We start from the raw sequence: 11,707 nt of genomic DNA on the forward strand, positions 1-11,707 counted from the left end.
AATATCAAGAAGAAAGGGGTGATGCAGGGTGCAGTTATACAAAGGATTCGTTCCAACCAAGGACAAGAAATGCCTGATGCCGTTCAAAAACGCCACTTCTGAAGAACTTCTTTCCTATGAACAGGTGAAGGGCCTTCCCGAATATGCCGGGATTCTCTCTGATGATACCATTTTGGTTGATATAGACGATATGGATCAATCTATGGCGTTGTTGACCATCATCGAAACCTTGGGTCTGAAATGCCGAGTGTATGCGACATCCAGAGGGAAACACTTCTTATTCAAGAATATCCCTGATTTGGTCAAAAGCAATCGAACCAAGGCCACATTAGCGATTGGCTTTGAAGCTGATTTGAAGATTGGTTCCCGGAATAGTTACCAGATATTGAAGTATAGAAATGAGGATCGCCCCATTCTGTACGATGCGCCGGAAGATGAAATTCAAGACCTTCCCAAGTGGTTGACCCCTGTGAAAACAGATATTGACTTCAAGGCGCTTGGAGAAGGGGACGGGCGAAACCAAGCCCTGTTCAATTACATTCTGACCCTTCAGGATCACGATTTCACAAAAGAGGAAGCCCGTGAAACCATTCGGCTGATCAACCGGTATGTGTTGAAAGCCCCGTTGAGTGAAAGAGAACTTGAAACTATCCTTCGGGATGAAGCATTTCAAAAGCAATCTTTCTTCAAAGGCCGGAGTTTCCAGCATGACCGGTTTGCCGAATACCTGAAGCGAGATTCCCACATCATCAAAATCAATGGCCGATTGCACATCTACCAAGACGGGATTTATACCCCTTCATGGGAAGCTATTGAACGGGCCATGATCACCCTGATCCCCGCCCTGAAGGACGCCCAGCGGAAAGAAACCCTGAAGCAACTGAACCTAATTTGTGATCCCAAGAAACCGGCTTCGCCTGAAGTAATTGCCTTCAGCAACGGCCTTTACAATATCCGTGATGATTCTTTCAGCGAGTTTACACCGGATATTGTGATCACCAATAAGATTCCTTGGCCTTACAACCCAGCCGCCTATTCCGATTTGCTGGATCGCACCCTTGATAAAATCGCCTGTGGGAAGCGGGAAATCCGTGAACTTCTGGAAGAAATGATTGGTTCCTGTTTCTACCGCTCCAATACGATTGGCGGAAGTGGTTCTTTCATTCTGACTGGTGAGGGTGCCAATGGAAAATCAACTCTGTTGGATGCCTTGAAAAACCTGATGGGTGATGGGAACATTGCTTCACTTGACCTGAAGGAACTTGGGGACAGGTTCAAAACCGCTGAACTGTTTGGGAAGCTGGTGAACATTGGTGATGATATTGGTTCTGACTATATCGCCAATGTAGCCGTATTCAAGAAGCTGGTAACAGGCCAAAGGGTTTCAGCGGAAAGAAAAGGCCAAGACCCCTTTGAGTTTGACAGCTACGCCAAGTTGCTGTTCAGCGCCAATGCCATTCCCCGGCTGGGGCGGTCAAAGGAAAGCTTTTCCGTAATGCGCCGGTTGGTGATCGTTCCTTTTGATGCCAAGTTCACTTCTGAAGATGAAGATTTTAACCCCAATATCCGCTATGATCTTCAGGATCAGGAAGTCATGGAATACATGATCCAGATTGGTTTAACGGGGCTGAAACGGCTTCTGAATAAGAAAGCCTTTACCAAATCCAAAGAGGTTGAACAGGCGATTGAGGAATACCGCATAGAAAATAATCCTCTGTTGGCATTCCTTGAAGAAATGGGGGCCGATGCCGTGGAGAATGAGCCGGTTAAAGAAATCTACTTCAAATATAACGAATTCTGTAACCGGAACCATTTTGAAGCCCTTAACAGGATTGAATTTTCAAGGCAAGTTTCAAAATCTCTGAACTTCACAACAAAAGATAAGCGGATCAAGGGCGAAAAGGTGAAAATCTTTGTGCAAAAAGTCCCGGATGGTTAATACATCCGGGACAGTATCGGGACATATCCGGGACATAGAAAATATAAGGAATTTCAATGGTTTCCCCAAAAATGTCCCGGATTGTCCCGGATAGTTTTAACTTCTTATTGCAAATAAAAAACATCAAAAAATTTTTCATAGGTAGTAAAAAATATATAATATATAGCCCTTATTTCACGGGACAACCGGGACACTTTAGGGCGGAAAGGATGGCTGGCAATGACTGGTGAAGAATTCTTGGATTGGCTGGATGGCGTAAAGCATATTGACCGAGTTGAATGGATCATTCAGGGTGAAGATTGCTGGGATGCTGATGAAATTAGCGTTGGTGTAACTGCTGACGGAGAAGAGAAAGTGTTCTTCTTTGGCCGTGCCAAGTGGTTAGAACGGCCTGACGATTTCTGTAAAGTCTGCATGGCTATGATCGGAAACCGTGTGATGAAACAGATGGGCTTGTGTGACGATCTTGGCCCGTTTACCATTGCTGATGATCCAAGTAGCGTGGTCAATCAGACAATCAGAAAGTTGCAGGGGTGATCGGATGCCAAGCAGAAACACAGAATTTTTGGATGATCTTCGGTTCATGCTGGGAGATGAACAATACACCATTTTGATCAGTAAATACCCTGAAGAACGGTTCCGGTTGCCTTCTATTGAAGGCGCTGAAACGATAACCCGCCGAAATCAGAGGATCAGAAATGAGTTTTTAGGGGGTATCAACAAAATCATTTTGCAGGAAAAGGAACATCTGACCAGCCGACAATTAAGCAGGATCATCAATGGAAAGTAAGTAAAGCCGCCTGACCTTTCAATGGTTGGGCGGCTTTCAGTTTTGTTGAACATTCCTGAACTAAAATCACAATATATAGTATTTATTTGGGCCAAAAATGTCATAAAATATACTATATATAGTGATTTACATGGGTAGGAATGGTATAATTATAACAGCGGGAAAGGCGGTGAGTACATGACGAGAAAGCAAAAAAGGTTTGTTGAAGAATACCTTGTTGACCTGAATGCGACCCAAGCGGCAATTCGGGCAGGGTATTCCCCCAATACAGCGGGTTCAATCGGTGAAGAAAACCTGAAGAAACCTGAAATCAAGAATGCTATTACATCGCTTTTGGATGATATGGCGGCTTCTAATATTGCTACTGTTCAGGAAATCATGGAACATTTGACAGCCGTGATGCGTGGTGAAACCACGGAAGAAATTTTGATCCTTGTTGGGAACGGGGTTCAGCAAATTACAACGAAACAGGTTTCCGCTAAAGATCGGATTAGAGCGGCGGAATTGTTGGGTAAACGCTATGGCCTGTTCAAAGATAAAGTGAATTTTGAAGGTCTGCTTCCGGTTGTGATCACCGGTGATGATCAACTTGAAGATTAAACAATTCATACCATACACCCGGCCCCAAAAACTTGTGAAAACCCGTTATGTCTGAAAGTAGCGCAATAGTAACAAAAGAGCATTCAACCCCTTGAAAATCAAGCACTTAACTTCATTGGGAAATAGAAAGGAAGATAGACAATGACCAACTTTGATACCCTTATGGCTTATGTGAAAGCCCAGCTTCAGAAGATTGACCAGTTGGAAAAGGAAATGGTTCAAGCCATTGCTGATGCCGAGTATGTCACCATTGGTGGAAATCGGCTTTATGTCGGCGCTGAAGTGTACGCCGCAAAGAAGAAGGAAATTCAGGATCAGTATCGGGCCTTGATTGAAGCGGTTCATGCCGAGATTCAGCAGAAATTGGATGTGGCCCAGAAAGAAGCCAATCAGGAATATGTAGCCGCCATGCCCCGCCTGACCGCTGATGAACGGGCTGAAGTTAACGCCATGATTCAGGAATATAAGGATTCCGATGATCCCCAGAAAGAACGCAATTTCATTGCGGAGCGGGATTTTCACCTGAAGAATGAAACCGTTCTGGCCAAGGTGTATGTTTTCGCCGGTAAGGAAATGGGGATTGGAACGGTAGAAAGCGGAACTCCCCACCCTGATCAGTTCATGGAAGCCATTCACCGGGCCACACAGAGCATTACCCGATCCGTAAAGCTGGAACAGGAACAGCTTATGATTCAGTTGGCCCCGGCAATGCAGATGGCCCAAGAACACATTGACACTGTGATTGAAGCCCGCAGATTCTATGGCGCTTTCGGTTTGCTGTCTATTCAGAACCACCTGATGGAGTTGAACCCGGACAACTTCCAGCATTTCGGTTATCGCAACTGGGATGAAGTTATGGCCCAGCGGATCAGCATTAAGGGCCGTTTGTATGATATGGGTATTGATCCCAACCAATCTTTGGTTGCGTTTGTTGGTTCCAATCTTCAGTAATTGGTCAAATTTATCCCCTGAAGGCCAATATCAAGGTTATAAGCCTTCAGGGGATTATTTCATTTGGGAAGAAGGTGAACCATGACCAATGAAGAACTTGTGGCCCTGATCCAAGCTGGGGATCATGTTTCGGAGAATATGACGATGCTATACCAGCAAAACCGGCGCTTTATTGCCGGAATTGCTTTGCCGTTTTCCAATTCTTCTGATTTGGAAGATTTGATGCAGGAAGCCTATTTTGGGTTGGAAAGGGCCGTTTCTAAATACGATGCAAGTTTGGGATATAAGTTCCTCACCTATGCTGAAAATTGGATCAGGCAATCACTTCAAAGATATTGCCAAAACAACGGCAATCTGAAACGGATGCCCATTCATGTTTTAGAGCAGATTTCCCAGTATCAAAAATTCCGGTCTGATTTTCAAGCTGTGGTTGGGGATGAACCAACAGATGAAGAATACTGTTACCACCTTGGGATCAAAAAGCAACGGCTGAAAGAACTTCGGAAATACATGATCAGCACCGAAACTGTCAGCTTGGATAGCATTGTTCCCGGAACAGAAGATTTTACCCTTGCTGATGTTGTTGCCGATGATTTCGACCTTGAAGAAACCGTATGTGACACTTTAGCAGATGAACAGGCTAAAACCGTTATCTGGGAGGCTGTTTCTGATCTTGGTGGAAATGCTTCTGAAGTTGTTCATGGCTATTACAAGAACGGCGAAACACTCCAAAGCATTTCGGATCGTCTGGAAGTCAGTATAGAACGGGTTCGGCAAATTAAGCACCGAGCAATTTCCAGCCTACGCCGTAACAGAAAATTGAAAGAAGCCGCTGATGTTTATGGGTATGGGTGCGCCAAAGCCTATTATTGGGGACTGGGACAATTTAAGAACACTGGCGTTTCATCAACAGAGTATTTGGCCCTGAAACATCTTGAACAGGAACAGGCCCGAAAGCAGTCCATAAAAGAAATCCGTGATATTTCCACTTTAACAAGGGTATCTTCAAGGCGATTGAAACAGGAAACCGGCACTGTTCCCATCGGCCTTAAAAAGCTGGCGAAAACGATTGAACAGGCAGAAGCCCTATTAAGGGAAGTTGACAAAATCACAAAAAGGCGGTGAAAAATATGCTGAAGCATGAAAATCCCAATATTGAAATTATCAACAAATATTTGTGGGCGGTTCGGTTTTCTCTGATCCCCTTCATTCCGCAGATCAATGTTTCTTCGGATTATACCGACAATCTTAATCAGGAGAAGTTTCTTTTGCTGGATAATGGAATTGTAGTTTTGAATAAAGATGATTCTATCTATTTGCTGTTAAAAACTGCATTCAAAGCTGTAATGAAACTGAATTCCAGACAGATTACAAAGGAACTGAACTTGTATGCTGTGGGGGCGTTAAAGAAAACATCGTCTAAGAGCATTGTTCATCATGCTGTGTTGAAGATTGAGCAAGAACGGCGAAAGGTGGTGAAAAACCATGGCAACCATTAGAACTGCAATTCAAATCTATGACGGCATGACCCGCCCACTTCAGGCTATGCACCGGGCCACAAGCATTCTGATCAACAGTTTTGAATCTATGCAAAGGGCTTCTTCTAATTCGGTTGATGTTTCTTCCATTCAAACTGTCCGTGAAGAATTGGCAAGAGCCGGGGCAGCCTTTGATGAAATTGAAGAAAATATCCGGGAAGCTGGAAACCAACAAGACCGATTCAATCAAAACATCCGATCCGGCACCACCGCCGCTGATGGCTTGTGGGGCAAGCTGAAAGGAATTGCGGCCACTGTGGGCGGTTTGGCGGCAACAAAGAAAATCCTTGGCCTATCTGACACCTTGGCAAGCACCAAGGCCCGGTTGAATTTGATCGTAGATGATGGCGGTTCTGTGGGAGAACTGGAAAAGAAAATTATGGCTTCTGCCCAGCGTTCCCGATCCCTATATTTTGATACCGCTTCCGCCGTTGCGAGTATGGGAAGCAATGCAAAAGCAGCCTTTAATGGTACAGATGAAATCATTGCTTTCATGGAGCAAATCAACAAGCAATTTGTAATCGGTGGCGCTTCTGCCCAAGGTCAATCCGCCGCAATGCTTCAGCTTACCCAAGCTATGGCCGCTGGCGCTTTGCGTGGTGAAGAACTGAATTCCATTTTGGAAAATGCCCCCGGAATTGCAAGAGCCATTGAAAGCTATATGGGCATTGCGGAAGGTTCCATCAAATCTTATGCGGAACAAGGCTTGATCACCGCTGAAGTGGTGAAGAACGCTATGTTTGCGGCGGCTGACGAAACCAATGCCAAGTTTGAAAGTATGCCCAAGACTTGGGCACAGATTTGGACTTCCATGCAGAACAAGGCCCTTTCCATCTTTGCTCCGATCCTGACCAAAATCAATCAAATTGGTAACAGTGAGAGGTTCACCCAAGTAACGGATGGGATTATCAATGGCCTTGCCGGGATCGCTTCTGTTGCCACTTGGGTTCTTGATCTTCTGATTGGCGGGGCCGCATTGGTGGTGGATAACTGGTCGTGGCTGGCCCCTATTGTTGGCGGTGTTGCAACGGCTTTCCTTGTTTTGAATGGAGCCATGCTTGCCTATAAAACAGTGACCGGCATTGTGAATGCGCTGGAAACCGTAAAGGCCGCAAGACTGGCTATGACCACCGTTGCAACCGGGGCGCAAACCACCGCCACCTTTGCCCAAACAGCGGCACAATACGGCCTGAATGCGGCCCTGTATGCTTGCCCCTTGGTATGGATCATCATTCTGGTGATCGCCCTTGTAGCCCTGTTCTATGCGGCTGTGGCGGCGGTCAATAAGTTTGCCGGTACAAGCGTTTCCGCAACCGGCCTGATTTGCGGCGCATTTATGGCGGCGTTGGCATTCATCGGAAACATCTTCATTGCCTTGTGGAACTTGGTTGTGGATGTATTTGTGATGATCTATAACCTTGTGGGAACCGTTGCAAACTTCATCGGAAATGTATTCAATGATCCGGTTGGGGCAGTTTGCCGCCTGTTCTTCGATTTGGCGGACACTGTTCTTTCCGTGCTTCAAGCGTTGGCTTCGGCCATTGATACCATCTTCGGTTCTAATCTTGCTGGTTCCGTCCAAGGCTGGCGTGACAGCTTGGGCGGTTGGGTGGATTCCACCTTCGGCAAGGGTGAAGAAGTCATGGAAAAGCTGAATGCCGATGATATGAAGTTGGGCCGGTTTGAATATGGGGCCGCTTTTGATATGGGCTATGAGTTCGGCCAAGGTGTGGAAGATACCGTGGGCGGCTTGTTCGACTTTTCCGCAATGGACAGCTTGGGGGCCGCTGATGGGCTGGATGCCTTCAATCTTGGCAACACCCTTGATGGTATCTATGGCAACACCGGGGACACGGCGGGGAACACCGCCGCTATGAGTGATGCCCTTGACATTGCGGAAGAAGATTTGGCCTATTTGCGGGATATTGCCGAGCGTGAAGCAATCAACCGGTTCACCACGGCTGAAATTCATGTTGAACAGCACAATGAAAACCACATTTCCAGTGACACCGATCTTGACGGGATCATGGATGCTTGGGCCAATGATTTTGCTGAAAAGCTGGATGTTTCTGAAGAAGGGGTGCATGAGTAATGCCCAATGCCGTGGAAGTGGTAAAAAAGGCGGCTGTGGAAGCCGTGGAAGCTGGAAAACCAGTGAACCTGTTGTTTGGTGAAGTGATTTCCGCTTCACCGTTGAAAATCCAAGTGGATCAGAAAGCAATCTACACAGAAAAAATGTTGGTACTGACCCGGAATGTCACTGATTATGAAGTGGATATGACGGTTTCCCACCAAACTGTGGTGATCAGCCACGGCCACCCGGTTGTTGATACCTATACCGGGGGCGGTGAAGCAACCCCCATAGACCACAACCACCCCATTCAGGGGCGAAAGAAATTCAAAGTTCACAATGCCCTTGTGGTTGGTGATTGGGTGCTTCTGGCCCGGATGCAGAAGGGCAAAAAATTTGTAGTGCTGGATCGTATCAAAGCGAACCCGGCCTTGAAGGGGGAATGGCTATGATTCTGATTTAGTCCAGTAGGCCACCATTAAATTCACTTTAAGGCCCCGGATCGAATGTGATCCGGGGCTTTTTCCCATGTATCAAGGCTTTTCGCCCACGCTTATTCATTGGCTGAAGATATAATGTGCTACTTTCTACAAAAAACCAAAATGGCTTCTTACTCTGTTTTGATATTTGCTTCGACCTTTTATAATGATTTCTGCGGCTTTGGCCGTAAAATTCATTTTAGGAGGTTCACACGATGAACAAAAAACTGATTGCTGTCATTATGCTTGTGGTTGCGCTGATCGTGCAATCTGTCCCGGCCCTTGCCGTGGATGCAACATTGGAAAGTGTGACAGAACCCACGATAACCACCGAACCGGCAGAACTACCAGAGGACAACTCAGAGCCTGCGCCCACGCCCCCTGATGATGGCGGGGAAGGAATAGATACCCCCGTAGAAGAAAGCCCATCAGAAGGCCCGGAAACAGACTACACGGCCACTACCGTTGAAGAACTTATTCAGGTAATCGAACAGGCGGAAGCCGGGGCCACCATCGGGATTGGCTGTGAAATTGTATGCCCAGCCGGAACCACCCTTGGGGATTCGGGCAAACCCATCACCCTTCAAAGAACAGCACCGGAAGGGCATATCAGCTTCTTTTCTTCTGATGGAACAGGAAATGTCAACATAGAAAACATTACCTTTGACGGATCAGGCATAGAATCAACCAGAACTTTTGTAAGTGTAAGCCTTGTAAGCTTTTTTTCAAATTGCGTTTTTACAAATTGCACTGCCGGTGCAATAACAGCAGATGGCGAAGATTTCATGTTTTTTCAATGCACTTTTGAAAATAATTCAGCCCAACAAGGGGCGCATATTCGAGTTGACAATGGAACCGGAACTTTTTATACCTGTACCTTCACCGGTGGAACAGCAACCATTCAAGCGGGTGCGATTGCTTGCTATACCACGCAGACTGTAACCCTTTATAATTGCCGGATATATGATAATACTGCGGCCCAGCGGGGCGGAGGAATATGGAATCGTGGAGAACTGATTGTTTCCCAAAGCAGAATCTTCAATAATACCGCTGGTGATCAACCCGATGATATTGTGAATGAGTATAATGGACAGTTGGCCTTAATGGATGATCATGATGCTTTAATTAGGATGTATCAATCTTCCGGGCAGACCCCCAATAAATGGGCAGTTGACACATTTATTGATGATCTAAGCGACCCTGAAGCAAAGCCCAATATGGTTTTTAGTATGACCTTTGTTGAAGATTCAGAACCGGAGCCTTCCCCGGAGCCTGAACCTGATCCAGAACCTACCCCCGAACCTACCCCGGAGCCTACACCGGAACCCACGCCTGATCCTACCCCTGACACGGTACAACCGTCTACCCCTTCAAACAGCGGTTCCCGCCCTTCTTCCCGCCCTGCTGAACAGGAACCGGAGAAATCCCAAGAGATTACATTGACGAATGGGAAAGCCATTCTGACGGCCCCTGAAGCCCTGTTTTGGATGGGGTATGAAGTTGGTCATGGGGGCGCTGAAGCTGTCACACGGGCGGAATTCGCCGCCCTGATGGTGTCCATGATGGATGAAGAAAGCCTAATGGAATTCAGCACAACCGCCGCCCCCTTCGGGGATGTGCAACCGGGATCAGGAAGCGCCCCGGCCATAGCAACGGCCAACAATGCCGGTGTTATGGTTGGCTGTGGGGCTGGGGCCTTTAAGCCTGACCGGGAATTGACATGGGGCGAATTGATAACCGTTTTTTCAAGGTTTGCCGGTGATGATACACCGCCTGAAGTTTATACAGGTGGGCATTGGGCCAAAGATGCCATAAATATAGCGATTTCCCTCGATTGGCTGGAATACAGTGAAGATTTTGATCCGGGGGAAATTGTGACCTGTTCAGAGATAATAACCTTTGTTCAAGGGGTATTTCAATGGGCTGAAATTCAATCATGATGCCTCTGTTTGACGGGCAGGCATAAGTCAGAACCCCGGATCATTCGTGATCCGGGGTTTCTTCTTTTGGTGGGGTATGCTATACTGAATTTAGTTCAGAGGGGGTGAAGCGGTATGGGTAAAGGGTTTGTGTATAGATGCCACAAATGCGGCCATGAAGAAGAACTTCTTTCCGGTGTGGGCTTTATGTCCCCTGTGGAAGCCGATGTGGAGCGGGAAAGCATTCTGGCTGGTATCTATGGCCCCAAGGCACAAGCGGCCCTTGTAGCCCATCCTGAAGCCCATGTGAGCGTTGAAAGGGCTATGTACCAATGCGGGGCCTGCGGCAAGCTGGAAGGCCGTCTGGCGGTTACTATGAAGGCCCCTGTCCCAGTTCCAATCCTTCAGCGGTGTGATTGTGGGGCCACCATGCACCGGATCAGGAGTGGGAAAGATATACTTTGCCCAGCTTGCCGGGAACCCCTGAAGAAAACAGATGTTGTGGCCGTTGTCAGGTGGGATTGAAAGGCGGTGTGCTATGACCAAGACTGAAGAAGCCTTCACCGCCCGTTTCGGTGGACAGGTGTTTTATGCCATGCCTGATGGCCGCTGTGTTTATGAATATAGGGGCCGGGATTATTTGTTGGAAGGTGCTATGGCCGATCCTGAAGCAATAATGCGGGATAGTTTGGAGCGTGGGAAAAACCTTCTGATCACAACTTTCCCCGTGGTTGACTTGTACCCTGATCCGAACTGTGATTACTGACTTTGAAAGTTGATTTTCAAAAGAAAGGCAGTTCAAGGGATTGAAAAAACGGGCGTACTAAAATCGTACTAATAGCGGTTCAGAGTACGCTTGAATAGTTCATTTTACACTGAATATTGCTGAAAAAATGTTCAAATTCGCCACATATTCAGCAGAAAAGAAGCACTTTTCAGCCTTGTTCAGCGTAAGCCGAAACAGAGTGGGAGTAGCAGCACAAAACCCGGAAAGCCTTGGACACCAAGGCTTTCCGGGTTTTTCTTGGTGCTTTTAGGCTTAATAAAACCCCTGGTTCTACCAGGGGTAAACAAAATACCTTGGTAAAATGAAACCTCCATGTTACGCTGTGAATGGTTTGGCGACCGCATCACAGAAAGAACATGGAGGTTTTAAATAAAATGAAGAACGAGATAAAACATACAGCACATTCCAGTTATCGGTGTGAGTATCACATAGTATTTGCCCCCAAATATCGCCGTCGAGTCATTTACAAAGAGCTGCGAAAGGATATAGGAGAGATATTCCGCAAACTTTGCAAAGAGATGAAGGTAGAAATCATAGAGGCAGAAGCATGTGTCGATCACATTCATATGCTGGTCAGTATACCGCCTTACAAAAGTGTAGCACAATTTGTGGGAACGCTCAAGAGCAAGAGCG

General features: G+C 46.7%; 13 protein-coding genes. All 13 read left to right on the forward strand.

From position 1 onward, the window contains the following. Positions 1–28 precede the first annotated feature (28 nt). Positions 29–1,939, forward strand: coding sequence for a phage/plasmid primase, P4 family (locus H6A25_RS07450; RefSeq protein WP_345941592.1), 1,911 nt, complete (start codon positions 29–31; stop codon positions 1,937–1,939). A gap of 219 nt (positions 1,940–2,158) precedes the next feature. Continuing rightward, positions 2,159–2,476, forward strand: coding sequence for a hypothetical protein (locus H6A25_RS07455; protein ID WP_204751338.1), 318 nt, complete (start codon positions 2,159–2,161; stop codon positions 2,474–2,476). 4 nt (positions 2,477–2,480) lie between these two features. After that, complete coding sequence (locus tag H6A25_RS07460) at positions 2,481–2,729, forward strand: hypothetical protein (RefSeq protein ID WP_204751339.1); 249 nt, start codon at positions 2,481–2,483, stop codon at positions 2,727–2,729. Between the two features lie 177 nt (positions 2,730–2,906). Then, positions 2,907–3,329: a terminase small subunit gene (locus tag H6A25_RS07465; protein ID WP_204751340.1), complete on the forward strand. Its 423-nt coding sequence runs from the start codon at positions 2,907–2,909 to the stop codon at positions 3,327–3,329. Between the two features lie 141 nt (positions 3,330–3,470). Then, complete coding sequence (locus H6A25_RS07470; RefSeq protein ID WP_204751341.1) at positions 3,471–4,280, forward strand: hypothetical protein; 810 nt, start codon at positions 3,471–3,473, stop codon at positions 4,278–4,280. An 81-nt stretch (positions 4,281–4,361) separates the two neighbouring features. Next, positions 4,362–5,405 (forward strand): sigma-70 family RNA polymerase sigma factor, encoded by a 1,044-nt coding sequence (locus tag H6A25_RS07475; RefSeq protein ID WP_204751342.1) that lies wholly within the window; start codon positions 4,362–4,364, stop codon positions 5,403–5,405. 5 nt (positions 5,406–5,410) lie between these two features. After that, complete coding sequence (locus H6A25_RS07480; protein ID WP_204751343.1) at positions 5,411–5,779, forward strand: hypothetical protein; 369 nt, start codon at positions 5,411–5,413, stop codon at positions 5,777–5,779. Continuing rightward, a complete protein-coding gene (locus tag H6A25_RS07485; RefSeq protein ID WP_204751344.1) occupies positions 5,766–7,910 on the forward strand; it encodes a tape measure protein in 2,145 nt (714 codons plus the stop codon). The genes H6A25_RS07480 and H6A25_RS07485 overlap by 14 nt, the downstream gene beginning before the upstream one ends. Further along, on the forward strand, positions 7,910–8,341 hold the full coding sequence (locus H6A25_RS07490) for a DUF2577 domain-containing protein (protein WP_204751345.1): 432 nt from the start codon (positions 7,910–7,912) through the stop codon (positions 8,339–8,341). The genes H6A25_RS07485 and H6A25_RS07490 overlap by 1 nt, the downstream gene beginning before the upstream one ends. Positions 8,342–8,583: 242 nt before the next feature. Further along, a complete protein-coding gene (locus H6A25_RS07495; protein WP_204751346.1) occupies positions 8,584–10,308 on the forward strand; it encodes an S-layer homology domain-containing protein in 1,725 nt (574 codons plus the stop codon). A 114-nt stretch (positions 10,309–10,422) separates the two neighbouring features. Then, a complete protein-coding gene (locus H6A25_RS07500; RefSeq protein WP_204751347.1) occupies positions 10,423–10,812 on the forward strand; it encodes a hypothetical protein in 390 nt (129 codons plus the stop codon). A 13-nt stretch (positions 10,813–10,825) separates the two neighbouring features. Beyond that, the gene (locus H6A25_RS07505) at positions 10,826–11,053 is read left to right on the forward strand and encodes a hypothetical protein (RefSeq protein WP_204751348.1); all 228 of its coding nucleotides are present in this window, start codon (positions 10,826–10,828) and stop codon (positions 11,051–11,053) included. Between the two features lie 395 nt (positions 11,054–11,448). After that, positions 11,449–11,707 (forward strand): IS200/IS605 family transposase (gene tnpA, locus H6A25_RS07510; RefSeq protein ID WP_204751349.1); only part of this gene is annotated, 259 nt, incomplete at its 3' end.

The organism is Intestinimonas butyriciproducens (assembly GCF_016901775.1).
GTDB lineage: Bacteria > Bacillota > Clostridia > Oscillospirales > Butyricicoccaceae > Pseudobutyricicoccus.